We start from the raw sequence: 23,328 nt of genomic DNA on the forward strand, positions 1-23,328 counted from the left end.
ACTGAGGACGGCTCCCGCGAGGCGGGCGCGAAGTCGAAGCGGTCAGGCGGCGCTGGCGACGTGGCCGCGGACCGCGCGGCGCTTGAGGGAGCGGCGCTCGTCCTCGGTGAGTCCGCCCCACACGCCGTACTCCTCGCCGCGCTCCAGGGCGCCTTCGAGGCAGGGCGCCATCAGCGGGCAGGTGGCGCAGATCGCCTTGGCCCGTGCGATCTGCAGGGTCGACAGGGCGTGCGCGAAGAACAGCTCGGGGTCGGCCTTGGCACAGGCCGGACGGGGCTTCGGCGCAGCGGCGGGCGTGCTGGACGGGGTGCGTACGATGGTGCGCATGAGGGCCTCCAGAGGGTCCGTGCGTACGAGACAGCCCCGGGGCGGCATCCCCGGGGCTGTTCTGTTCCTGCGGCCGAAGGGCCGGAGCGAGAAGAGGGAGCGTGAGCTCCCGGCGCTCTCCGCCGGCCCCGCCCGGATGAAGGGGCGGGGACGACGGGCAATGCCGGGTTCAGCTGCGGCGCTTCGCGGACTGCCGGACCTGGTAGGCGTCCTGGGCCTTCGCAAACGCCTTGTGGATCGGCGCCCCGACCGCGCAGTGCTCGCCGTTCTGGCAGGCCGTGCAGTCGCGGGTGTGCAGGGTGGAGGCGCTGAACGCCTCCATGTAGCTGACGTACAGTGGGTCGGCCTTCTGCGCGGTCATCGGCCGCTTCCTTCGGACGAGCGCCGGTTGATCTCGGCGAGCTTCCGGCTCAGCTCCTCCATGTCGTCGGCCATCAGCGGGCCGACCAGCTGGAAGAAGCTGTCGGTCTCGTCTCGCTCCGGGCCGATCTCGTTGTCCTTGTCCTCCATGTCGCTGTAGACACCGTTCGACGGAGCGGCGGGGAGAAGGCGTGCCATCATGTCGAGCATCAGGTCCTCCACGGGTCCTGGACAGTCCAAGGGGCGCAATCCCAAGGGCTGTCGCGATCACTCCCTTGCTGGGGAGTCGACTGCTGTACGAGCAGCCACGGCCCCGGCCGCCCCCTTTACTGCGGGGCGGCCGGGGCCGTGGTCGTTCGTCGCGGTGTGCGGGTCAGGCGGCCGACGTGGCCGCGGCCTTCCGGGCGGCGTACTGCTTGCCCAGCTCGGCCTGCCGCCGGTCGTGGCGCTCCAAGTGCTCCGGCTCCTGCGGAAGCTGGGGCCCATCAGCGGGGCGCGCCCCGGCGGGGAACTCTTTCCGGGCGGCGTCGGTCTCGCCGACCTGTACCTGGACCGCTTTCCAGTCGGCCATGCGGCCGGCCGGGGTGCGCTCGGCGCGGGCCCGCAGGGTCCGGTCGGTCGCCGGGCTGAATGCCTTGGGCAGCACCGTGGTGGCCTGGCGGCTGGCGGCCTCGGTAACGGCGTCGGCCAGAGCCTCGTGCCACTGGTCGGGGGTGATGTCGAACCAAATGCGCTGGCCGCTACCGGGGCAGCGGGGTGTGCGGCCCGGCTCGGCGCGACGGTGGCGGGGCCGGCCACTGTGCGGTTCGGCCCGGTGGGCGATGACCATGCGGTCCCGGATGGGCCGCCAGGTGGTGCAGTCGGGGCAGACGATGGCGCGCTTCTCGCCGTCGCGCAGGTTGATGAGGTTGGGGCGAACGCGGCTCGCCCGGAGCGGGGCCCGGCCGTTGTGCTTCATGGGTTCCTCCACAGGTGGTTGCGTTCTCTGCCCGCCAGGGCCTCACGAAGAGGCCGTGGCGGACAGGCAGCGCAACTGCTGTCAGGCTGCGCCCGCATCAAGCCGACCAGGGACCTCGTGGTACGTCTCCCGGCACCCACCCTCCGGTGAGCGGCCACAAAACTCGATGCGGTGCTGCGCTATGCGGTTGTGGGCGGTGCTCCCGGCCGCTTCCGGCCCGGGATGTGGAAGCGATGAAGCTGCTACCACGGGGTGTTCAGCGGGGGAGGGCTCTCACCGAGAGACCTTCTTAGCTGACATAGCTAACTTAGCTGATAAAGTGGGGGTTGTGTCAAGCGGTTCGTTAATGAAGCTAGGGAAGCTAGGGAAGCTACCTAAGTCGAGGGGGTCGTCTTACGATGTCGCTCATGAGTAACGAGGCCGTGCAGCCGTACCAACGGATCGCCCAGGACTACGGCGAGAAGATCCGTCAGGGACGACTCGCTGCCGGCATGAAGTTGCCCGGCATCCGGGAGCTCTCCGAGGAGTACGGCGTCGCGGCAGGAACGGTCCAACGAGCTCTTACCGAACTGCGCAACGCGGGACTGATCTACTCCCACCAAGGGCGTGGCTCTTTCGTCAGCGACACCTCGGGTGAGGCCGACCAAGACCCGACCGCACTCGCCATCAAGGTGCTTCAGTCTCAGGTAGCGGAGCTCACGGCCCGTCTGGACAAGCTTGAGGGAAAACGCGATGGCTGACGCTGGCTCCCGCTGCATGTCCTTCGCTCCCTGGTCGCTTCCGGCTCCGCTACCAAAGTTGTAAGACCAGGCGTGGATTGCGTTCTAGGTCTGACATGTGTCCGGCAGATGGGACACAACAATCGGAGACATGAAGGGGTATCAGTGTGGGGCAGAAGCCGAACGTCTTAACCCCCGAGGCATCGCCCTTGCATCGCTTCGGCTATCAGATGCGAGACCTTCGCGAACGGCGCAACCACACCCTGCGCAGCCTGGCAGAGGCCACCTTCATCTCCTACTCCAAGCTCTGGAAATGGGAGAACGCACAACGGGCACCGAAACACCGCTCGGAGGTTGAGCAGCTCGACCGACTGCTCGACGGCCAAGGACTCCTGGTGGAGCTGTGGGCCCGCATCGGCAGGGATGCTTCCTCCCCGTGCGATGTGTCCGTTCCGGGGGTCCATGTGTCCGAATCGTCTCCGGACCTGGCCCGAGCCGCCTCTGGACAGGCAGGCTCGAACGATGACGACACGGACACGGTCGTCGTCCCCTGCCGCGTCCACGGAAGGATCCTCTTCGTGCCCGTGCCCCGCCGCGTTGTCCTGGCGTCTGGTCTCGCCGGACTCGCCACGACAGCACTTCCGGCCCCGACAGCGACCGCGGCCGCTACCGCCGACATGGCCTCGCCCATTGAGCACTTCTCGCAGCTCCGCCGCGTGATGATCCAGACCGACAACTTGATCGGTCCCCGGCACGTGCTGCCCGCGCTACAGCAGCACCTGGCCCGACTTACCAGCCGCCGACGTACTTCTCGTGGCGCCGACGCTGCCGAGCTCCTCGCGCTCGAAACCCGCTACGAGGAACTAGCTGGGTGGCTGGCGCAAGACATTGGGGACGAGCGAACCGCCCACGGGCACACGGCGAAGGCCCTTGATGCATCCCACATCACCGGCGACACCGATCTCACCGCGTACATTCTCGGCCGCAAGGCCCAGCTCGCCGTGGACACGGGCCTTGCGGCTGACGCCCTCGGCCTTGCAGCCGCTGCCCGCCGCACCGCCCGCCCCGGCAGCCGCCTCGAAGTCATCGCAGTCATGCACCAAGCCCACGCACACGCCGTTCTAGGGGACGGTACCGAAGCCTTGACCTCATACGACACCGCGCTTGCTCTCCTCGGGCGCGCGGACACTGACGGAGTCTGGGGCTCCTGGCTCGACGAGGCATACGTCAGCACGGCCCGCGCTCGCTCCTTGGCCGCGCTCGGCGAGTACGAGCAGGCCGCAGCAGGTTTCGACACCGCCATCGCTGCCCTGCCAGCCACCTACCGGCGCGACCGCGGCGTCTACCTCGCCCGCGCAGCCCGCGCCCACGCTGGCGCTGGCAACCTCCCTCTCGCTGCTCAGATCGGCCTACAAGCCGTCGGAATCGCTGCTGAAACCGGCTCAGCCCGCATCGTGAGCCAGCTCGACCGGCTCGACCGAGTTCTTGCCGCCGCCGGCAGCAAAGAGGGCACCGCCGAATTCCGCGCCGCGCTTGACCAGATCGTCCTGCACCCCGCCTGACGTCACCCGGCCCTACTCACACTTGGAGAGTTCCGTGCCTCGCCCGTTCGTCCTGCTGTCCGCCGCCGTCTCTCTGGACGGCTACCTCGACACCCGGCCGGGCGAAGACCGGCTCCTGCTCTCCAACGCCGCCGACTTCGACCGCGTCGACTCCGTACGCGCCTCCGTCGACGCAATCCTCGTTGGCGCTGGCACCCTTCGAGCTGACAACCCCCGGCTCCTCGTCAACTCGCCGGAGCGACGGGCAGCGCGAGTCTCCGCAGGTCTCTCTGAGTACCCGCTGAAGGTCACCATCACCAGAACAGGCGACCTTGACCCTGCCTGGAAGTTCTGGCACCACGGCGGCGAGAAACTAGTTCTCGCTGTTGGCCATGAAGCAGCAGGGAAGACCCGCGCCAATCTCGGGGACCTCGCTACCATCCAGGGCATCCCTACTGAAGCAACCTGGCAGACCGCACTCGACATCCTCGGCGATGTCTACGGAGTCCAGCAGCTCATGGTCGAAGGTGGCGGCACCATCCACACCCAGCTCCTCGAGGAAGCTCTCGCCGATGAGCTCCAGCTCGTCATCGCCCCGCTCCTCGTCGGCCAGTCTGATGCCGTACGGATGCTCGGTCCTGCCAACTACCTCGGTGGCCCCTCCGCCCGGCTCAGGCTCTTGGAGACGAAGCAAATCGGCGACGTGGTGCTCCTGCGCTACGCGCCCAAGGACATCTCCATGGAACCCCGATGAACATCAGGTCAGGCACGAGCGCTCCGGGCGTCGGCAGCTCCGCTAACGCCGCGGACCACCGCTGGCTCGCCCTCGCCTGCGATCTCGCTGCCCTGTGCCCTCCCTCGACGACCGCATTCTCCGTCGGTGCGCTCATCGTCGCGGAGGACGGCACCGAGCTCGCCCGGGGTCACTCCCGAGAGTCCGACCCCCTTGACCATGCCGAAGAAGCTGCACTCGCCAAGCTCCCTGCCATGGATCCCCGTCTGGCCACCGCCACGCTCTACAGCTCCCTAGAACCGTGCGCAAAGCGTGCGTCCCGCGCACGGCCCTGCTCGCAGCTCATCCGCGACGCCCGCATCCCTCGTGTCGTCACTGCCTGGCGCGAGCCGGATACCTTCGTCCCGGGCGCCGACGGCACTGAACTCCTTGAGTCCGCTGGTGTCGCCGTCGTCGAACTCCCTGAGCATGCGGACGCCGCTCAGAGGCCGAACAGCCATCTACTCAGTGGCGGTAAGCGGTGAAACGCGTCAGCGTGGCTCGTACAGCCGTGTATCGGCTGTACGACGCCGAAGGGCGCCTGCTGTACGTCGGAATCACCATGAACTTGCAGCAGCGCCTCGCCGATCACCGCCGCCAGAAGTTTTGGTGGCATCTGGTGAAGCAAGCGTCAGGACGTCCGGTGGTACGACAGCCGGCCCAAGGCCGAAAGCGTCGAGGCAGAGGCGCTCCGGACCGAAGGTCCCTTGTACAGCGGAACCGACCGCATCGCCAACTGGGTTCATGCACGCCAGTCGCGCCCAGTGGATCCATTCTGGCGGCCGGTCGCCGAGGCGCTCCTCTCGCAGATCACGAACGGCACGTGTCTAGTGGGTAGTCGCCTTCCTGCGGCACGTGAGCTTGCGGCCCGCTTCAAGATCTCGGAGTCATCCGCTGGCCTCGCTCTGCACATGCTCCGGACAGCCAGGGTGATCGGGGCTCCACCCCACAACGTGGTTCGCCCTATCGCGGACCACCAGCCCCTCGGACGGACCGACGCCGAAGTCAGGGACCGGCTTGCAGAAGGCGATCCGCAGGAACGAACGGCCACGGCACCTCCCTCTCAGAGTCCTAGTGGTGTATCTTTCAGAGATCTGTCGATCATGAGAGGCTGCGCCATGCCCGACCCGGACCGCTTGAGGCAGGTCGATGCCCTGCTGGACGGCCTGGACGACGTCCTGCCGCCACCCCACGTGCGGGCCCAGTTGCGTCTTGCTGCTGGCCTCACGCAGAAGGATGTCGCGGACGTTGTGGGTGTGAAGCGCGTGGCGGTCGCGCGCTGGGAGTCGGGCGAGGCCCACCCTCGGCGCCCACACCGCGACGTCTACCTTCACCTGCTCAATGGCCTCGCGGAGCGTTTTCCCGAAGCCACACAGCTGAATGAGGGCATGCCGACGCCGACCTCCGAGGGGGGATCGGGATGACCTAAAGGCCATCGGCCGCGCGCGCCACAAAGCGAACTAACCATCCGCTGGCCGTCGCGCGGCCCGTCTACCGACTACGGATTAACCACCCGCGTCGGCCGCTCAGGTCCCAGTTTGCCGCTGGTCCTGAGCTGCGGCTCACCGAGCCGCTCGTTTTCTCCGGCCCCTAACCAGGGCCACTGAACACCAGGCCACTAACCACGGCCACCACAGCCGTAGCTAGCAGTTGCGTCACCCGCAGGCCCCCACCACAGGGGCGTTGCGGTTCAGCAGTACCGGGAGGGGAGGAGAAATCTCCCCCCACCCGGTCGGTGTCTGCCCCGCTTCTCACGAAGGGGGGCGTACCCGTCACATCCACACATCCGGTGGGCCAGCCCCGAGGGGCGCGGTCGTCCAGCTATATGGAGAGCAGGTCGTTTCTCATAGTGCACGACGTGGTGTCCCCTTGTCAGCCTGACCCTGTCCGTTTCACCCCGGTTCAGGCGCGGCGGCCGTCCCGTGTGACGGGATCGGCGTACGGTTCATCCCTCTTTTTCCGTTCCGTACCGGAAGTCGGATTTCCAGTAGAAAAATACAAGAGCAGCGGTTTCGGGGTGGTCTCGCCGGGCTCGGTCGCGGAGTCGGCCGCCCGGCTCGTGCCCCCGCTCGCGGAGGTCGTCCACAACTGCGTCGGCGGTGGCGTCCGCGAGGGCGGCTTCCCATGTGGCGGGACGGGTTCCCATCTTGTCGGGGCGGTGGGCCGGTGAGCGGCGTGGCGGCCCCGGCCGTCGCCCTGGTCCCCGCTCAACGCTCGTCAGTATCGCCCGTCGCTGCCAACGCTGCCCAGACGGTGCGTCGGCAGCGGGTGCGGGTGCCGATGCGGCTGGTGTCGTCGCCGTTCTATGCGGACGTCGCGCTGTCGGTGTATGTGAAGGTGGCGGCGCTGGCGGCGCGTCCGGAGGGCTGCACGGCGCGGTCCTCGACGATCGCCTCGTACCTGGGGCTGTCGGTGTCGTCGGTAGAGCGGGGGATGACACAGCTGTCCCGCCGGGGGCCGGACGGGCTTGTGGAGCTGTGGTCGAAGCGTCGGACCCTATCGGGCGGCAAGGGTGAGTCCGCGCTGCGGTCGGTGCGGCCGATGACGCGGACGGAGGGATTCGTGTGGCTGCCGGTGGCGGCGTCGGAGGACCTCACGCCTCGGCAGCTGCGCGCGTACGCGGTGATCGCGTTCGCGGAGCAGACGGGCATCGCGCTGACCGAGGGCGAGCTGGCGGGCTACCTGCGCCACTACTCGGGCAGGAAGGTTGGCCGGCCCATCTCGGCGGCGGCGGCCGGTGAGGTCATCGACGGCCTGGAGGCAGCGCGGTGGGTGACGGTCCAGAGGCGCGCGGGCGCACAGGGCCGCCACCGGTTCATCGCCCACGACATCGCCCCTACGGTCCCTACGGCCCGCTGTGAGCCGGTCGCGGATTCGGAGCCGGAGAGGGTCCAGGAATGCCCGCAGGAGCCTGGCTGCGGAGTCGTGGAGGGAGCGGGTAGTTCGCTGGTTGGTGAGGGATCGGGTCTGTCGTTTGATGAGGGATCCCTCGCGACTAAGGAATCACCTAGGACTGACTCACCTGATGACGAGCGCGCACTCATCTCACCCGCCGTAGGCGAGGTACAGGTAGTTGAGGCTGCTGAGGCTGTGGAAAACCCGGCTGCCCCGAAGGCGCATTCGGAAACCGATGGTGGTGTCGCGCTGCGCGCGGGTGAGATCAGCCAGCCCTCCTCGAAGCCGAACGGCGACAAGCGCAGCAAGGTCGGGGGGCCGGCCAGGTCGTCGTACACCGGACCGCAGCTGGCCATGAGCCCCGAAATCTATGCCGTGTTGGAGCCGGTCCACGTGCTGCTGAAGCGGGTCACCAACGCGTTCGTCGTCCGGACGATCGCTCGCGAGGTGGGCCGTCAGCTCCGCGAGGGCACGGCTGCGGACCGGCTCCGGCACCGGCTGACTGCCCGTCTGGCCACGGTGGCGCTCGCCGACATCCGCGACCCGGGCCGGTGGCTCCTCGGGGTGGCCCTGCCCCGCTGGGGCTGCGGCCACCAGGACTGCGAGGCCGGGGTCATCTGGCGGACCGGTACGCCCTGCGAGTTGTGCGCCGAGACTGTCGAGGACCGGGTTGCCGCCCGCCGGCGCGAGCAGCGCCTGGTTCAGGGCTTGTGCCCTGAGCATGGGGCACGCCCCGGCCTGTCCGGGCATTGCAGTGACTGCGAGCTGGAGGCTGCCATTCGGTGCTCGGCGCGGATTCCGGCGCCCCGAGACCCTGAAGGCCCTCAGCGGGCTGTGTGTGGCGGCTGCGGTTGTGTGATCTTCCTGACGGGCCGGGCCGTCGACACCGGCCTGTGCAAGCTCTGCCGCGAAGAGGCCGAGACCCCAGCCACCGCGGTAACCGCCGCTCGCACGGTGCCGACGGCGCCGGAAACCTGTTACGGCCGCGACGGAGAAGTGCCCTGCACGCGCAGGGCGCTGCCGACCCGCAGCGTCTGCGGCATCCACCGTGTCCAGGAACTCGCCGGGCAGGTGGCCTGATGAGTCAGATCCCCCAGCCCAGCGGTGTGGACCTCGCCCGCATCGCCCTTCGAGCCGCACGGGAGGCCGCGAGGAAGACCGGCTCCCGCACAGCGAAGAGCAGGCTGCGGGCCGGTGCGACGGTGCGGTGTGACGAACGCGAGCCGATGGGCCTGGGCACCGCGCTCGGAGCACTGATTACGGAGAGGGCCTGGGAGCTGTCGGCCGCCGGCGCTTCCCTGTGTGAGCGGTGGGCGGCCATCGCCCCCGACCTCGCCGGGCACGTCGCCGCCGTCGCGTTCGACCCCGACACCGGCCGGCTCACCGTCTGCCCGGAGTCGTCGGCCTGGGCAACGAAGACGCGTTTGGAGCAGACCCGCGTCATCGAGGCCGCCAACAAGGCGGCAGGCCGCACCGTCGTACGAGCCCTGAGGATCCTGCAGCCAGGCGCTGTGCCCGCACCCGCGCGGGTCGACATCGCTCCGGTGGTCCCGGCAGCCGCAGCCACGGATCCGGTGAAAACGCGGGAAACGGCGTCTGCGGGCTACCGCCGCGCGCTCGCCGCGCATCAAGAAGTCGCGAGACGGCGCCAGGCAGACTCGCTCATGGCGAAGGCGGGGGAACGGCAGACGAAGGCGAGTACTGATCGTCAGGCGTCCTGCCGGAACAACCATCGTCGTCGGGTCATGCCGGATCGGGGACTTTCGGAAGGCGCCATCCACATCCGTGCTGATCGCTAAGCTGATCCATCCGTGATCAGGGGAAGCGGGGGACGGGAACCATTGAGCACCGACCAGGAACACCCCGAAGGCCAACCACCACACGATCTCACCGCAGAGCGCGCCCTCCTCAGCGAGATGCTCGTCTCCACGGATGCGATCACTGATGTAGTGGAGATCCTCCACGGTTACGACTTCTACCGGCCAGCCCACGAGTCGATCTACATGGCCATCCTTGCGGTCTACGGCCGCAGGGAACCCGTGGACACCATGACCGTACGCCAAGTCCTGGCCGATCAAGGAACCCTCGCACAGGTCGGCGGCGTCGCATACCTCACCGAGCTGGCACAGCAATCGACCCGCGGCAAAGGCGCCACCCGCTACGCCGAGCGGGTGCTGGCAACAGCCACCCTGCGTCGCATGATGGCCGCGGCACGCCACATCGAAGAACTCGCCTCCGCCGGCACGGCCGACAACGTGGACGAGATCGTCAACGAAGTGCAGGCAGAGGTCTTCGCCGCCACGATCAGGCCGTCCTCCCTGCGCCCGGCCCTGTCACTCGGCGACATCATGGAGGGAGCCCTCGACGAGATCGAGATAATCGGCAGCCGCGGCGGGCAACTTCCCGGTGTCCCGACCGGCTTCCAAGACCTCGACGCCCTCACCGGCGGACTCCAGGGCGGCCAGTTGATCGTGCTGGCAGGCCGGCCGGCGATGGGCAAGTCAACGCTCGCCCTGGACTTCCTGCGCACAGCCTCCATCAAGAACAACCTCCCCTCGGTCCTGTTCACCCTTGAGGCCGGTCGAAACGAGGTCGCCATGCGGCTGCTGTCCGCCGAGGCCCGCGTGGAACTGCACGCCATGCGATCCGGAACGATGGGCGACAACGACTGGGTGCGCATCGCCCGACGCATGCCCGAGGTGTCGGCCGCTCCACTGTTCATCCAGGACGGCGCCTACTCGACACTTGTCGACGTGCGGGCTCAATCCCGGCGGCTGCGTGCCGAACGCGACATCGCGCTCATCGTCGTCGACGCCCTGCACTTGCTGAGCTACGGCACACGCCCCTTCTCCTCGCGTTATGAGGAGATCTCCGAAATCGCCCGGGGCCTGAAGCTCCTGGCCAAGGAACTGGACGTTCCCGTTGTAGCTGTCTCTCAGCTGAACCGCGGCCCCGAACAACGCCCCGACAAGAAGCCCCTGATCAGCGACCTACGCGACTCCGGCGCGCTCGAGGACAACGCAGACATTGTAATCTTGCTGCACCGTGAAGACGCCTACGAGAAGGAGTCACCGCGAGGCGGCGAGGCTGACCTGATCGTGGCCAAACACAGGAACGGCCCCACAGCGACCTGCACGGTCGCCTTCCAGGGCAACTACTCCCGCTACGTTGACATGGCGCTTACCTGATGTCGCAGTATAGGGTCTCAAATTTCGTGTCATTTTCTCAGCCGCAATCTCACGCCGATGTCATGTCGCAGGTCAGCGGCTTGGGCGTGAGACGCCAGACAGGGCCCGGGCCAACTACTCGGCGGCGCTGGAGATGGCGGCCGGGCTGCCTCAGCTCTTCCTCGGCGCCTGAGCGTTCACCGCGACCGACGCGGTGCGGGCGGCGGGTACCCGCACTCCCGGGCCAGGGCCGAGGCCATGGCCCGTAGGTCCTCGGCGCGGTCCTCGGCATCCTGGGCGAGGTAGCGGGAGGACTCGTCACCGACGGCGTCGACCAGCCGGTGCAGCAGCGCCGTCCGGCGTTCCAGATAGTCCAGGCGGCTGTCGGTCGTGGATTTGCGGGAGTTGTAGTGCTCGGCGTCGTTCAGCAGTCCCACCAGCTCCGCGACTAGCAGCCGGTCCGTCTCCGGCTCGACGGCCGTCACGACGACTTTCCGGCGAGCGTGGCCAGGCGCTCCATCTCGTCGATTGCGTCGTTGCAGCACTTCCCGCACACCAGTCGCCGGCGCTTGGGCTGCTCGGGCAGCCTCACGTCGAACGGCGCCCGGTCCTCGGCCTTGTCGCGTAGGTCGTAGTCGCACTCCGCGCAGACCAGCCGGGCGGCGCGGGCCTGCTTCTTCGACCAGGAGGGCCACTCCGCCGACAGGGCCAGCCCGGCGATGGCCATCCCGTCGGCCCGAGGCTGGAACACGGTGAAGGCCCAGCGCGGGGCGTCCTCGGGGATGTCGGCGATCACCTGCTCCAGCGACGGCATCCACGGCAACAGGTGGCCCAGGTCCTTACGCGGGATGCGGACCTCCTCGCCCTCACGCATCGCCTTGCTGGAGGCGGTGGCGAGCGGGAAGCGGAAGGCGGTCACGATGATGTACGGGACCTGGAGCAGGTCCAGGTCGGCACTGAGATCAGCGGCGGTGGCTTTCCACTCTCCGCAGTTGACCTCCCGCCACATCGCCAGACCGTCGGCGTTCAGCCTGCCGGACGCATTGATCGTGCCGACGATCTGCCGCTGCGCGGCCCGGACCTCCGGGGCGGCCACTACCGTCATCTCCCACTCCCTGCTCCCACCGGCACCCCTGTCCAAAGCGCCGTCCGTGCTGGTCAACGAGCAAGTCCCCGGGAAGACCCGATAGCGGCCGGGACCGGCTCCGCCCATGCTGGAAGAGAAGACGATCAGCATGGGCGGAAGAAGACCAGAATGAGCACCGGCGGCCGGCACACATCCATGCCCCCGCCGGGGGCCTCCGGGGGTCCAGGCCGCCGGCGCGAAGAACCCCGGCGGCCTGACCGCGCAGACCGGTTTCCCGGTCCACCGCGGCGAAGGGCTCGCGCGCCGCCGGCAGGTGACCCCCACGGACCGCGTGGGTGACAGCGGGGCGCACCTCCCGCCCGCGAATACCGGAGTTGGGCCAGACCGGCTCCCCGGCACGGGTACGCAAGCACGAGAGCGAGGGGGATCAGCGAGCTCAGTGCACGGCGCTGCGCCCCGACGACTTCGTGCGCACATTGGGTGGCGATCTTGTCGCGTCTGGTTCGCTGCGGTCAGGCGCTGGGGGAGAAGGCCTTCGCTTCGGCTGCGGTCTGGGCAGATCGCGGAGAAGAATGAGTGGACGGCGGTCTCCTGAGGAGGTGGCCGGTGGAGGTTCCAGGGTCCGTTCGGGGTGAGCGGCGGGAGGGGGCTGGGGGAGTGGTGACAGGGGAGAGCTGGGGGCCCTGGCATAAGCGGGCGCGCTCAGGGGAGCTGGTGCGCCTGGCTCGGGCCTGGGACCGGCGGGTTGAGTGCCCGTCCTGCAAGGTGGCTGTCGGCCGTGCCTGCCGGACATCCTCCGGGCATCCCACCGATCACCACCGGGCGCGCCGGGATGCTGCAGGGCCGGCGCCGTACGAGCAGTGGCGCAAGGAAGGACTCGCCCCGGAGCTGGACCTGTCCTACAAGCTCCCGCCCGTCCTTGCGGCGGGCCGTGCGGCGGCCGCCGAGTTCCGTGTTGACCAGTCGCTCGCCGATGCCGCTGTGATGGTCAGGCACTTCCTCGCCGACCGCCTGGCCCTGACCCTCGGCGACGAGGCCGCGCTCGACCTCTTTGACGAGACCGCCCGCACCCTGGTCCTGGCCCGCGGTCCTGAAGGTGCCGCCGACGTGATCACGGTCCTCGTCTCCCAGGTCGTCGCGTTCCTCCCGATGTTGGCGGGGTCGGACCGGGATCCCGAGGAGGTGTACACGCAGTGGCTCAGCGCCCAGGTCGCCCACGCGCGCCGACGGCAGCGGGAGGAACGGCGTATGCGCGACGAGCTGTGATCACGCAGCCGGTGAACTGATACGACGGAGGGTGGGGTTCGTGCGGGGTGACAACCGTCAGATCCAGACGGCGGTTCTGGGCGGTGCGGATTCGGAGGAGCCGCTGATGCTGCCGCTGGAGGCGATCGAGCTGGATGCCTTCCGCCGGCACTACGACCAGGACACGTTCTGGTGCGGGCTGCTGCTCGGCGGCTGCGGCGGGCAGCTCACGACGAAGCTGTACACGGACCGCGTCTGTCACTTCGCCCATGTGCGCCGTGAGGCGCTTGTATTCGAGTGGTGGTGAAAGACCACCACCGCTGTTCTGTCGCAGCAGGATAGCGAAGCTGAGGGCAGCCTGACTCGGGAGGTGCCGAGAAAGGCGGGAGCAGCCCTGACAAAGCCGGGACGTCCTAGCACTGCCAGATAGGGCGGGTCCGGCAAGCGAGACGGAAAGGTATACGAGAGGAACCAGCGTCTTACGCTCCTACAAGTGGCACCGGCTCTAAACTGGCGGATTTGGGCCGGAGGCGACGCAGACCCGCTCCCGTCGTGGAGTGGAGAACTTCCCGGAGTTATATGTGTGCAGCGAAGGGGAGGCCGTGATGAAGTGCTGCGGGGTAGTCACGGCGATGTCGCGGGGGCAAAGTTGGATGCCTAATCCGTCAATCGAATGCAAGTGAACACGGGAACCGTCCAGGCCCTCGCCTTCGCCCGCACAACCAGTGCGGAACTGAGGCTGGGCACACCGTCAGTCGAACGGGTCTGGACGGGGCGGAGCCGCCGTAGTAGTCCGAGGCCGGGAAAGCCGGTCACATGGCGAAGGGCGGCAGCAGAATCAGGAAGGAGTGGAGACTGCAATGCCGAAAGATGCACCGCCGAATGGCGATGCCGTGCTGGAGGAACTCCCCGCGAGTTCAAATCAGCAGGTATCGGAGATGCAGGCCAAACTTCACCGTTGGGCGGCGGACCAGAAGGACCGCCGATTCGACGACCTGTTCAACCTCGTGCATGACCCGGCCACGCTGAAGGTGGCGTGGTGGCGGGTCGAAGCCAACCGCGGAGCCCGTTCTGCTGGGACGGACGGGCTGACGCCCGCACGCATCGAAGCAGAGATCGGGGTGTCGCGGTTCCTGGAGGATCTTCGCTCGGCTATCAAGTCGGGTGAGTTTCGGCCGCAACCGGTTAGGGAGCGCAAGATCCCCAAGCCGGGCGGTTCTGGAAAGGTTCGCCGCCTGGGTATCCCCACGGTGGCGGATCGGGTTGTCCAGGCAGCGCTGAAACTCGTGTTGGAGCCTATCTTTGAGGCAGATTTCGAACCAGTCTCATATGGTTTCAGACCCGAGCGGCGCGCACACGACGCGATTGCTGAGATCCACTTTTACGGCACCCGTGGATACCGGTGGGTGCTGGATGCCGATATCGAAGCATGCTTCGACTCCATCGACCATTCAGCCCTGATGGAACGGGTCCGTGGAAGGATCAAGGACAAGCGCGTGTTGCGGCTCATCAAAGCGTTCCTGAAAGCCGGGGTTCTTACGGAACTCGGCACAGTTTCAGAAACGCGGAGCGGAACGCCGCAGGGAGGCATTCTCTCGCCGCTATTGGCCAACATCGCACTGTCTGCGCTCGATGAGCATATGACGGCACCGTGGAAGCCAGGAGAGGCAATGTCGACCGAGATGAGGCGCCGGCGTCGTGTCTGGAAGGGGCTCCCCGTTTGGCGATTCGTCCGCTACGCGGACGACTTCGTCGTCTTGCTAAGGGGTGACTCCGCAGGCGATGTCGAGGGGCTGCGCGAGGAGATCAGCCAAGTGCTCAAACCTTTGGGACTACGGCTCTCCGAGGCCAAGACCAGGGTAGTGCACATGGAAGAGGGGTTCGACTTTCTTGGGTTCCACATCCGGTGGGGACGCAAGAGGGGAACGGATAAGTGGTACGTCTACACCTTCGTCGCTGACCGGCCTCTCAAGTCGGTCAAGGCGAAGATCCGGACTATGACCCCCAGGACGTCACAGCAAGACCTAAGGGACGTGCTTGAGCGGATCAATCGACTCGTGCGCGGCTGGACCGCCTACTTCCGACATGCCGTGGCAAGCCGGGCGTTCGCACATCTGCGCCAGTTCATCTGGTGGCGGATCGTTCGGATGATGCGCCATCGGCATCGTTGGGCGTGGAAGGACGTCCGCCGTTGGCTCACCGGTCCCACCGGGACATGGAAGCCGATCGCGGCGGACGGGATCGAGATGTTCAACCCAGCAGCGGTGATCATCATTCGGTACCGCTACAGGGGCGAACGCATCCCCAACCCCTGGGCTCAGGCTGCCTGAATCACGTCCACGGCGATTCTGTGGAGAGCCCGGTGCTCGGTAACGGGCACGCCGGGTTCGGCGAGCGGCCTGGAGAAACGGACAGCGGGCAACCACTGCACCGCGCTCCAGGCCGACTCAACCACCCAGGCACGGACGGGCTCTGCGGGCGGCGGGATCGCGGCGTGGCGAGCGCGGACCATCTGTACGTGAAGGCCGCGGCCTCCGCCTGGCTTCGCACGGCGGCTGGCCTTGAGGGGCAGGTCCACTTCGACTTCGCCCGGCCGGACGGAGCGGAGATCGGGTCGGTCCTCGACATCCGGTTCAAGGAGCGCGGGCTGCGTGTGCACCTGGACCAGGCGGTCGCGCCAGTCTGGGGCGAGGACGGGCGTGAGCCGGTGCTGGGGCTGTCGGTGCCCGTGGACCGGGACACCTTGATCGACCGCTGGTACGTCCACCGGATCCGCCTGGACAGCGTCGGGACCAGCCGACAGGTCCGGATCGGCACGGAAGCGTTCATGCGGCCCACCGACTGGTTCGAACTCGACGAGTGCGAGATGACCGAGCGCGGCTTGTCGACGCCGGCGGTCGAGCGGATCATCCGCTCCCGGAAGACCCGCCCGACCTCGCAGTGGGCGCAGGTGAAGGCAAGGAGGAAGGAACCTGACGCCCAGGTGCAGGCGCTCGGTCTGCTCAAGCGGCTGGCCGATGCGCGCAAGGTCGAGGCGGTGGGCCTGGTGGCCAGGCTGTGTGACGAGATCGAGGCCCTGGCCCGCTTTCAGGGCGAGCCTGACGGCCAGCTCGCCGTTGTCGTGAAGGACGCGCGGCAGTGGATCGAAGGGCAGGCCGAGGCCCGGCAGGAGCTCTTCCTCCGCCTGAATCAGGCCGTCGACGCACGCGACCCCGTCGCCACCAAGCGATTCGTGGTGTGGGTGAACGGGACCGCGAGCCACCACCGCACCGACGCCGAAGCCGCCAGCGTGGCCGCCGCGGGCGCCTTCCTGGCCGACTCCGCCCGGCAGCAGCAGGCCGAGACCGAGGCGCTACGTGCCGAGCAAAAGCACCTGCACGCCAAGGAGGAAGCCGAACGCGCGCGGGAGCTCCTCAAGACCCTAGAGCGCAACGGACCCGGCCAGCCATGGAAGACGATGCGACGCCTGGTGAGAGACCTCGAGCGGGCGGTCTCCGCTGCCGGCAACCTGCTCGATGCCGATCAGCGTCAGCAGTTCGTGGCGTGGAGGACCCGAACGGAGGTCGGCAGGCGACGTGCCCACAACATTCACACGAAGCCGGTGCCAGCTTCACGCGGGCCGGTCACGAAGCGAAAACTCCCGCTGTATGAGCAGGTGGAGCGCCGCTCCTGGTACGCGCAGACCTGTCCGAGGTGCCTGGCCAAGATCGGCAAAGCCTGTCTCAACGACGACGGCATCGGCAACGGACGGCACCGGCAGCTCCCCCATGACGAGCGCCTACGCCTCGTCATCGGCATACGGAAACCCCGAACTGAACCATCACCGGCGCAACGGACCGAATGGCGGGTCACGGACATCACGTGCCCTACCTGCAAGGCTGGACCCGGTCAACGCTGCTCGCCAGGCGGTCACCCACACCATGCCCGAGCCACCCAGTTCAAGCTCCGGTTCCCATCACAGTGACCCGGTCTGACCCACCTCGCGGCCCCGACGCCGAAGGATTCCTCGGCAGGCTTTCCCACCCAGAAGGGGCCAGCGCGCCTTGATGCAAAGGAGACGATCATGACCGATGACGAGCAGCAGCTCGCCGCCCTCCTCAACGACCTCCCTGGCCACGAAGACGCCCGGTTCTGGCGGGGCCTCAAGGAAGCCGCGGGTATCTACCGCATACGCTCCACGATGTCCTCCGCCGTCCAGGAGGCACAGGACGGCGACTTCGAACCGCTCGCCGAGTTCGTCCTCGACGTCTTCAACCGCGACAGCCGGCTCAAGGACATCACCACGGCCCTCGCCACCCGCCTCGGCAGCACCCCGCGCGCCCGCGCCTGGATCACCGACGCCATCGCAGCCGCTGACCGCGTCAACCGGACCCACGTTGAAGACCCCCTCGACGCACTCACCGAAAAGTGGTGAAGACCGCGGCCAAACCGGCCAAGAGAAGCAGGACCCCCGGCTGAGGCTCGGCGTCGCCGGCCCTGTCCGGGGGCAGCGGAAAGCAATAGCATCCGGTGCCGCCCCCGAGCTGGGCCCCGGACTTGCGCCAGCCATCCAGGAGGGCAACCGGAATACGCCCGAAACAGGCAACGGGCCAAGGAGTGACGCAGACGGCCCGTCAGCGCTTCCGTCGTGCAGCCGGATCCCGTGCCGCAACGTGGGCCGCTACTGCGTCCACTCCGGGGCGTGCATACCGTTCCAGGGAGCGGACCGAGGCGTGACGGGAGCGCGCGAGCAGCATCGGGGTGGAGGTACCGCCCTCGGCGTCGTGCGTAAGCGCGGAGTGACGCATCCGGTGCAGGGTCCAGCCGTCCAGGTCCTCGATGTCCTCGGGCGATGCGAGCGGGTTGGCCAGCAGCCGGGTGTTCTCCTCTTATCTACTCCAGGCGGTCGAGGTGGGAGCACAGGATGTGCATCACCGCTTCGGTTAGGTCGCGGCCGACCTCGGCGTCCTCCGGCTCATCGGGCATGTCCTCGGGCCAGGTCGCGAAGTCGACCGGCATCCCCTCCAGCACACCGCTGGGGCTGGCCAGGCCCAGGGTGCGGAAGCGGAGCAGGACTCGGCGAATCAACCGGGTACAGGCCAGTCGGCGCGACGCGCTCTGCTTACCCGTCGCGGTGAGGTGGCCCATGCGGTTGCAGTACTCCACGATGTCGGCCCGCCCCCACAGCGCCGGCACCTCGGCACGGCCGGGGCGCTGCAGGCGCAGGATCTCCGAGAGCATCGCGACGGCGGAGAAAATGGCGCGGGCGTGGTGGACGGCGTTGTTGTTCCGCTGCCGGGGCAGTTCGTCGTAAACCGGATCTTCATCGCCTCCCTCAGCGCTTCTGGGTGATCGCGGTGAACAGGACCGCTCCCGTGTGCCCGAAGACGGACATGTCCCAGACGTCTTTGACTCGCTCGGTCTCCGGCGTCGTATTCAGCCAGCCGGGCGGCACGGATCATCATGACCTGCTCGCGGCTGCGCCGAGGAAGGGCACGGCGCTGCTCTTCCCGTACGCCGGTGCCGTGGTCTTCCCATGTGGGCGCCGCGGACCTCGGTCGCCGCCTTCTGCTGCTACAAACCCGGCGACAAGAGCCGCCTCACTACCGGTCACGCAATCGCCTCTTCTTCAAAGGCGCCGGCGATATTTCACGCTGCTTAACGAGACCTGGCAGCTCGGGGGCCTGGAAAAAATTCTGATGGATCTGCGCAAAGGTTTCGATGACCAGCCGTCGGGGCGCCGGATGAGGTACATCACCCGGGCTGCGACGGGGCAGGTTGAGGAAATCCGAGCCACCGAAGGGAAAGATACCATCTTTTTCCATGGTGAACTCGAATTCAAGGATCGCATGAAAATAGCGGTCCAAGCGCGTGTGGATCGCGCTAGAGCTCATTCTGGCGGCCGTCGCGAGATCTTTCGCACTCTGATGGGTAATCGACATCAGTTGCCATAGCTCTACGTCCGCGCGACTGGCGAGGATGGTCCTGATGAATCCCCCAGTGCTCCCATTACCCCTGGCCATGTAGCTCAGCAGGGTGTCCGGTCGGGGCAGGCGCTGATTGGAGGAGATCGCATCCAGAATGCGGATCATCTTGGGATAACCGTACTCAGGGTGATCATCCTTGTAGGTCCAGCCAACGACGACCTGTTCCTGGGATGGGGGAAATAGCTGGCAAACCGCAAACGGGAAAAGGGTTGCGTTGACCTGAGGCCTGGAGCATCCGATGACCTTAGGGCCGTTGCGTCGGATCAGAATATCTAAAGCAGACAAGCAGGTCAGTTCTCGATTGGTTTCGGATCGCTCGAAGGTGACGTCAGAAAGGACCACGTCGATCTCCGGATGGGCATCGAGATGAATTTCAAGGCCTGCCGGGTTTGCCAGGCTGCTGAAATGGAATCTGCCACTGTCTCCGGGCAAGTTGGCGACGAAAGCGTTAATTGATGCGAGTGCGATGACGGCGTTGTCGTCGAGAACGAGAACATTAAGGCGTCGGCTCGCCATCGCTCCGGCGGCAACAGGCGTTGCGCTGAACGACGCCGGCCGGACTGCGTCTTCTTCGCTGGCGGAGGCCGTACGCTGCTGGAGGACTCGGGGTCCGGTGTCATCGCCGGTGCCGAGTTTGATCGCGTCGCTGAGCGTTCCGTTGTCCACGCGCAGCACCTGAACGGTGTTGGATACATTGACCGGGGGCAACGACATGTCCAGCTCTTCTTCGCTGGTCACGGAGTTGTCCGGCGAGTTGTCCAGATACAGTTCGTCGGCGAGATGGTCGAGTCGCCCGGCCCTGTCATCCAGATGACGGGCAGCCTTCGCAAGGGCCTGGTCGATGCTGCTGGTGGTGTCCAGCGGTTCCTCCAGGATCGAAGGTGGTGTAGAGACGGGACTCGTCCCTGTGTTGAGATTCGGGGCCTGGGCGCGGAGACGATCCAGCTCCTCGGTGAGGGCTCGGACCTGTGCGGCAGCGTCTTCGGCTAGTCGATCGGCCTTGTGGCGTTCTGCGCGTGCACGTTCCAGCTCCGACTCCGCGGTTGCCCGCTGCTGCTCACTCTTGGCCAACTGTGTGCGTACGTGGTCCAGGGAGGTCTGGGGAAGGGCTGGGGAGGTCTGAAGATGGTCTCGTTCGCGCGCCAGGGCTGCGATGTCACGTTGCAGCTTGTCGACCATCGCCAGCAAGAGCAGCACCATCTGGTTGGCGCTGCCTCGTTCCCATTCAAGCTCCTGGGCGCGCTCCAGAGCGCGCATCAGCTTGTCAGAGATCTGAAGGGATCTCCTCTGGACCGTGACCAGTTCCCTGGTGAGCGCAGCGCCGTCGCTCACCTCGCCGTGGCCTTGGCTGTCTGATTTTTCTTTGCGTAGTTCGCTTGTGGCGGCTCGCTTATGCAAAGAGCGGACCTGGGCTAGCAGCCGTTCGCGGATCGTGGCGTCATTCGAGCAGATGTCCGCGATCGCCTCAACGAAGTCTGTCTTGAGCCCGATACCGGCCAGCCTGTCGGACACCGTCGTGCGGCTGGGTACTTTGCCGCTGGTGAAGTGTTCTGGCTTGAGTTCCGTCAGGACGTCGTCGACCCGCATGTCAGTCGCATCAAGCCACTCTCGCAGCAGCTGTGCCAGATCGTTGGCTTCCTTGGTCCCACCTCGCAGCGCTCCCCACGGACGTGTCCGGCGCTGTCCTTCCTTTGGCAACTCTTCCCCCTGACCCGAAAGCGGACAACCAGATGTTGTTCAGACTTGTACGGTCCCACAGCCGGACAACTAGACCCGTCTATCACAGCAGATGAACTGTGGGGAGTGCGCTGGCTGTTGAAGGCTGGCGATCACATATCCACGGTCGCTGCCTTGGGGTGGCACCCATCCGTACTGGAGTTCCAATGGTGCTTGATCGGCTCACCCACTCCATCGACCTGATTGCGCGCAGTCTTCTCACTGAACTGCCTGCACAGCTCGTCACTGCGGCCGTTGTGGCTGCTTGCGCTGCTGCTCTACGGGCATGGCACCGTCGCCGCCCGGCTAATCAGGACGACCGCGAGGTCTGATGCGCTCTCACGCTGCAGCGTGTGTCGTCGAGGTCTAGAAGGGCTGGTGGCAACCGTAGTGCGGCGGCTGTGGTTCCCGGGGATGTCGGTCCGGGACCACAGCCGCCACCCGCAAGAAACGCGCCCACCAAGTCCTAACCGGCACCAGTACAAGATCATTGAAGTGCCGAGATCGAACGCCCCTCCTGAACGCCCGTCGTGCTCACGGGCCATCGGACCACCAGCAGCCTGGGCACTGGGAGAGTGCCGTTTTTTCGGTGAATCCGGCCGCCCGGCCGGGTGAGTCGCCCAGATTCCCCCTGCCAGACCGGCCGGGATCCCGCTAGAACCCTGAGCATGATCAACAGGTCGAGGCTCAGGCCCTGCGCGCCGAGCAGCAGCATCTGCACGCCCAGGGGGAGTTCGACCCCGCCCCGCACCTGATCGTCAGTGAGCTCGTCGACGGCCGGTACACCGAGAAGACGATCGCTCTGCCCGGCGCGAGGGCCCGCGTCGAGGCCTCATTCGTCTTCGCAATCGACCCGGCCGGACTCACTGAACCCGAACGGCGTAGCTGAGGCTCTTGCAGAGCCCAGGACATAGCGCTCGCCGTACGCCAACGGGAGCAGGACCAGCAGGCGCCCCGCTGGACTGCGTGGGACAAGCGCCCCCACACGCTGAGAGATCCCCGCCGTAGAGGGCCGGTCTCGAATAATCAGGCAGAATCAGCCGGGTATGGATTCGATACCTCTTCCCGCGCCGGTGGCGGCCGGTCCGAGTCCTGCGGACAGGATCCGCAGGAAGCCGGTACGGTCGCGGGTCCGGCACGGCAGCCCCTCGTGCGCCGACTACGGCTGCACACGCCCCGAGTGCATGGCCGCAGCCCGGCGGGACCGCGCCCGGCGCACCAAAGACCTGAAGGCCGGCCGACCCGCCCGGATCTCCTCCGCCGACGCCAGCACCCACGTCTACAAGCTGCAGGAGACGGGCCTGTCGGCCGCAGACATCGCCGAGATCTCAGGCGTCGCCGTCACCCTCATACGACGCCTGCTCCGCCCGGAAGGGCAGCGGCCGGCCCGCATACACCGGGCCACGGCTGACGCCATCCTTGGGATCCCCCTGACCAGCGTCTTTCGCCGTGACCATCTTCTGCCGGGGCTGGTGGGTGCGGACAGGGCCGCCACCAGCCTGCAGGACCTCGCCGAACGCGGATGGCCGACCAGCTTCCTGGCCGGAGAACTGAACATCAGCACACACTCGATCGCCGCGATCCGAAGCCGGGAACGCCACCGCATCACCCTCGACCTGGACCGCAAAATCGGACAACTGGCCGCGCTCCTGTTCGCGAGCCAGCCAGCGGATCACGGCATCGCTGCACACCGGAGCCGCCGGGCGAGAACCGCTGCTCTCCAACGAGCGCCGCTGGTGCGCCCTAGGAAACCCGACATGGCACATCAGCCAGAAGCGACGTCCTGATCGGCCGTCCGTGTCCCTGAGATCGCGTCCCGTGCTGCGGTCGGCAAGAGCGGGGTACTGCGGGACCGCATTCTGGAGGCTTCTGTGAGGGAAGGGGGCGGGTGGTGGGAGCTGGTGCGCGGGTGATCGTGGTCATGCCCGACGGGCAGGAACTGCGGGCCTTCCTGTATGAGCGGCGTCGGACTTCGGCGGGCTGGGAGTACCGGGTCGGGGTCACCGTCTGGGGGACCGGGGCCGAAGGCCGGCAGGAGCCGGTCGAGCACCGCGTGTGGCTGGGCGCCGGCCACGTACGTCCCCTTGAAGGTGGTGACTACAGCAGGGTGCCGACCCGGCCGGCCGGCACGCCCGCTGCCTTCGTCGGTGGTCGGCAGGCGTGGACGGTGCAGGAGCTGCCCCACCGGCCCGGCCATCCCGGAGCGACTCTGATCCACGTCATCGGATGCCAGCCCGGCGGAACACCCCTCGACCTCGACCAGACCCTCGACGCCCTCAAACAGCCACGCGCCGTCACCTGCCGCGAATGCAACGCCGCATCATCCCTCCCCTGACGCCCGATCCGGCAGACGCCAGCGGGAGGCAGAGAACGCGGACCTCGGCATCCCACAAGATGCCGAGGCCCGGAGGCGGTCCGGCTGTACCCAGAGCGCGGGAAACCGGCCCTGGCCCACGCACCCATAACGGCGCGGACTGATCATGAACCTAGCCGGGCCGGCACCACGCTGTACTCCGGAAGGGGAAAGGCGGGGCCCCCGCGGCTACGGGGGGCCGGCCTCGGGGGACGGTGCGGG

21 protein-coding genes and 3 pseudogenes are annotated in these 23,328 nt (G+C 67.2%); 16 read left to right on the forward strand and 8 right to left on the reverse strand.

Translation table 11 applies throughout. From position 1 onward, the window contains the following. Positions 1 to 42: 42 nt before the first annotated feature. From OG906_RS42780 to OG906_RS42795, 4 genes are all read right to left on the reverse strand, one after another. On the reverse strand, positions 43 to 327 hold the full coding sequence (locus OG906_RS42780) for a WhiB family transcriptional regulator (RefSeq protein ID WP_329449314.1): 285 nt from the start codon (positions 325 to 327) through the stop codon (positions 43 to 45). Between the two features lie 169 nt (positions 328 to 496). Further along, positions 497 to 688: a hypothetical protein gene (locus tag OG906_RS42785; RefSeq protein WP_329449315.1), complete on the reverse strand. Its 192-nt coding sequence runs from the start codon at positions 686 to 688 to the stop codon at positions 497 to 499. Beyond that, on the reverse strand, positions 685 to 897 hold the full coding sequence (locus OG906_RS42790) for a hypothetical protein (protein ID WP_329449316.1): 213 nt from the start codon (positions 895 to 897) through the stop codon (positions 685 to 687). The genes OG906_RS42785 and OG906_RS42790 overlap by 4 nt, the downstream gene beginning before the upstream one ends. A gap of 163 nt (positions 898 to 1,060) precedes the next feature. After that, complete coding sequence (locus OG906_RS42795; RefSeq protein ID WP_329449317.1) at positions 1,061 to 1,645, reverse strand: hypothetical protein; 585 nt, start codon at positions 1,643 to 1,645, stop codon at positions 1,061 to 1,063. A gap of 407 nt (positions 1,646 to 2,052) precedes the next feature. Between OG906_RS42795 and OG906_RS42800 the strand changes: the two genes are divergently transcribed. The 9 genes and pseudogenes from OG906_RS42800 to dnaB form a co-directional block, all read left to right on the forward strand. After that, positions 2,053 to 2,385 carry a winged helix-turn-helix domain-containing protein gene (locus OG906_RS42800; RefSeq protein ID WP_329449318.1) on the forward strand — a complete coding sequence of 111 codons (333 nt, stop codon included), beginning with the start codon at positions 2,053 to 2,055 and terminating at the stop codon, positions 2,383 to 2,385. Between the two features lie 146 nt (positions 2,386 to 2,531). After that, entirely contained in the window at positions 2,532 to 3,926 is a 1,395-nt protein-coding gene (locus OG906_RS42805) for a helix-turn-helix domain-containing protein (protein ID WP_329449319.1), read from the forward strand. A 34-nt stretch (positions 3,927 to 3,960) separates the two neighbouring features. Then, a pseudogene (locus tag OG906_RS42810) lies at positions 3,961 to 5,162 on the forward strand (dihydrofolate reductase family protein). Positions 5,163 to 5,188: 26 nt separating this feature from the next. Next, positions 5,189 to 5,515: a GIY-YIG nuclease family protein gene (locus tag OG906_RS43900; RefSeq protein ID WP_443067521.1), complete on the forward strand. Its 327-nt coding sequence runs from the start codon at positions 5,189 to 5,191 to the stop codon at positions 5,513 to 5,515. Further along, a pseudogene (locus OG906_RS43905) lies at positions 5,442 to 5,603 on the forward strand (GntR family transcriptional regulator); the annotation flags it as partial. The gene OG906_RS43900 and the pseudogene OG906_RS43905, both read left to right, overlap by 74 nt. Before the next feature lie 192 nt (positions 5,604 to 5,795). Beyond that, entirely contained in the window at positions 5,796 to 6,101 is a 306-nt protein-coding gene (locus OG906_RS42815) for a helix-turn-helix transcriptional regulator (RefSeq protein ID WP_266976960.1), read from the forward strand. A 742-nt stretch (positions 6,102 to 6,843) separates the two neighbouring features. After that, positions 6,844 to 8,652 (forward strand): hypothetical protein, encoded by a 1,809-nt coding sequence (locus OG906_RS42820; RefSeq protein ID WP_329449320.1) that lies wholly within the window; start codon positions 6,844 to 6,846, stop codon positions 8,650 to 8,652. 26 nt (positions 8,653 to 8,678) lie between these two features. Continuing rightward, positions 8,679 to 9,371 carry a DUF721 domain-containing protein gene (locus OG906_RS42825; protein WP_329449321.1) on the forward strand — a complete coding sequence of 231 codons (693 nt, stop codon included), beginning with the start codon at positions 8,679 to 8,681 and terminating at the stop codon, positions 9,369 to 9,371. A gap of 6 nt (positions 9,372 to 9,377) precedes the next feature. Then, a pseudogene (gene dnaB / locus OG906_RS42830) lies at positions 9,378 to 10,760 on the forward strand (replicative DNA helicase); the annotation flags it as partial. Positions 10,761 to 10,936: 176 nt separating this feature from the next. Here the strand turns inward: dnaB and OG906_RS42835 are convergent. Together OG906_RS42835 and OG906_RS42840 are read right to left on the reverse strand one after the other, a co-directional pair. Continuing rightward, positions 10,937 to 11,224, reverse strand: coding sequence for a hypothetical protein (locus OG906_RS42835; protein WP_329449323.1), 288 nt, complete (start codon positions 11,222 to 11,224; stop codon positions 10,937 to 10,939). Beyond that, on the reverse strand, positions 11,221 to 11,844 hold the full coding sequence (locus OG906_RS42840) for a hypothetical protein (RefSeq protein ID WP_329449324.1): 624 nt from the start codon (positions 11,842 to 11,844) through the stop codon (positions 11,221 to 11,223). Before OG906_RS42840 ends, OG906_RS42835 begins: the two co-directional genes overlap by 4 nt. Positions 11,845 to 12,486: 642 nt before the next feature. Here OG906_RS42840 and OG906_RS42845 point away from each other — a divergent pair. The 5 genes from OG906_RS42845 to OG906_RS42865 all read left to right on the forward strand — a co-directional run bounded on the left by OG906_RS42845 (position 12,487) and on the right by OG906_RS42865 (position 17,485). After that, positions 12,487 to 13,092 carry a zinc finger domain-containing protein gene (locus OG906_RS42845; RefSeq protein ID WP_443067522.1) on the forward strand — a complete coding sequence of 202 codons (606 nt, stop codon included), beginning with the start codon at positions 12,487 to 12,489 and terminating at the stop codon, positions 13,090 to 13,092. Between the two features lie 40 nt (positions 13,093 to 13,132). After that, complete coding sequence (locus OG906_RS42850; protein ID WP_329449326.1) at positions 13,133 to 13,378, forward strand: hypothetical protein; 246 nt, start codon at positions 13,133 to 13,135, stop codon at positions 13,376 to 13,378. 553 nt (positions 13,379 to 13,931) lie between these two features. Beyond that, entirely contained in the window at positions 13,932 to 15,401 is a 1,470-nt protein-coding gene (gene ltrA, locus OG906_RS42855) for a group II intron reverse transcriptase/maturase (RefSeq protein ID WP_329449327.1), read from the forward strand. A 164-nt stretch (positions 15,402 to 15,565) separates the two neighbouring features. After that, entirely contained in the window at positions 15,566 to 17,035 is a 1,470-nt protein-coding gene (locus OG906_RS42860; protein ID WP_329449328.1) for a zinc finger domain-containing protein, read from the forward strand. A gap of 99 nt (positions 17,036 to 17,134) precedes the next feature. Then, a complete protein-coding gene (locus OG906_RS42865; protein WP_329449329.1) occupies positions 17,135 to 17,485 on the forward strand; it encodes a hypothetical protein in 351 nt (116 codons plus the stop codon). A gap of 458 nt (positions 17,486 to 17,943) precedes the next feature. Here OG906_RS42865 and OG906_RS42870 read toward each other — a convergent pair whose 3' ends face one another. Further along, positions 17,944 to 18,291, reverse strand: a complete 348-nt coding sequence (locus OG906_RS42870) for a hypothetical protein (protein ID WP_329449330.1) — start codon at positions 18,289 to 18,291, stop codon at positions 17,944 to 17,946. Between the two features lie 362 nt (positions 18,292 to 18,653). Beyond that, positions 18,654 to 20,624: a hypothetical protein gene (locus tag OG906_RS42875; protein WP_329449331.1), complete on the reverse strand. Its 1,971-nt coding sequence runs from the start codon at positions 20,622 to 20,624 to the stop codon at positions 18,654 to 18,656. 1,313 nt (positions 20,625 to 21,937) lie between these two features. Here OG906_RS42875 and OG906_RS42880 point away from each other — a divergent pair. Together OG906_RS42880 and OG906_RS42885 are read left to right on the forward strand one after the other, a co-directional pair. After that, positions 21,938 to 22,540: a hypothetical protein gene (locus tag OG906_RS42880; RefSeq protein ID WP_329449332.1), complete on the forward strand. Its 603-nt coding sequence runs from the start codon at positions 21,938 to 21,940 to the stop codon at positions 22,538 to 22,540. A gap of 104 nt (positions 22,541 to 22,644) precedes the next feature. Beyond that, the gene (locus OG906_RS42885) at positions 22,645 to 23,088 is read left to right on the forward strand and encodes a DUF6233 domain-containing protein (protein ID WP_329449333.1); all 444 of its coding nucleotides are present in this window, start codon (positions 22,645 to 22,647) and stop codon (positions 23,086 to 23,088) included. The last annotated feature ends 240 nt before the right edge of the window (positions 23,089 to 23,328 follow it).

This window comes from Streptomyces sp. NBC_01426, assembly GCF_036231985.1.
Lineage (GTDB): Bacteria > Actinomycetota > Actinomycetes > Streptomycetales > Streptomycetaceae > Streptomyces.

Excerpts from the sequence above, each read along its gene's own strand:
- ltrA (WP_329449327.1), top strand. The coding sequence starts at position 13,932 with ATGCCGAAAGATGCACCGCCGAATGGCGATGCCGTGCTGGAGGAACTC.
- OG906_RS42870 (WP_329449330.1), bottom strand. The coding sequence starts at position 18,291 with ATGCTCTCGGAGATCCTGCGCCTGCAGCGCCCCGGCCGTGCCGAGGTG.
- OG906_RS42875 (WP_329449331.1), bottom strand. The coding sequence starts at position 20,624 with ATGCGGGTCGACGACGTCCTGACGGAACTCAAGCCAGAACACTTCACC.
- OG906_RS42880 (WP_329449332.1), top strand. The coding sequence starts at position 21,938 with ATGGCCGCAGCCCGGCGGGACCGCGCCCGGCGCACCAAAGACCTGAAG.
- OG906_RS42785 (WP_329449315.1), bottom strand. The coding sequence starts at position 688 with ATGACCGCGCAGAAGGCCGACCCACTGTACGTCAGCTACATGGAGGCG.
- OG906_RS42800 (WP_329449318.1), top strand. The coding sequence starts at position 2,053 with ATGAGTAACGAGGCCGTGCAGCCGTACCAACGGATCGCCCAGGACTAC.
- OG906_RS42815 (WP_266976960.1), top strand. The coding sequence starts at position 5,796 with ATGCCCGACCCGGACCGCTTGAGGCAGGTCGATGCCCTGCTGGACGGC.
- OG906_RS42840 (WP_329449324.1), bottom strand. The coding sequence starts at position 11,844 with ATGACGGTAGTGGCCGCCCCGGAGGTCCGGGCCGCGCAGCGGCAGATC.
- OG906_RS42790 (WP_329449316.1), bottom strand. The coding sequence starts at position 897 with ATGCTCGACATGATGGCACGCCTTCTCCCCGCCGCTCCGTCGAACGGT.
- OG906_RS42865 (WP_329449329.1), top strand. The coding sequence starts at position 17,135 with ATGACCGATGACGAGCAGCAGCTCGCCGCCCTCCTCAACGACCTCCCT.
- OG906_RS42795 (WP_329449317.1), bottom strand. The coding sequence starts at position 1,645 with ATGAAGCACAACGGCCGGGCCCCGCTCCGGGCGAGCCGCGTTCGCCCC.
- OG906_RS42780 (WP_329449314.1), bottom strand. The coding sequence starts at position 327 with ATGCGCACCATCGTACGCACCCCGTCCAGCACGCCCGCCGCTGCGCCG.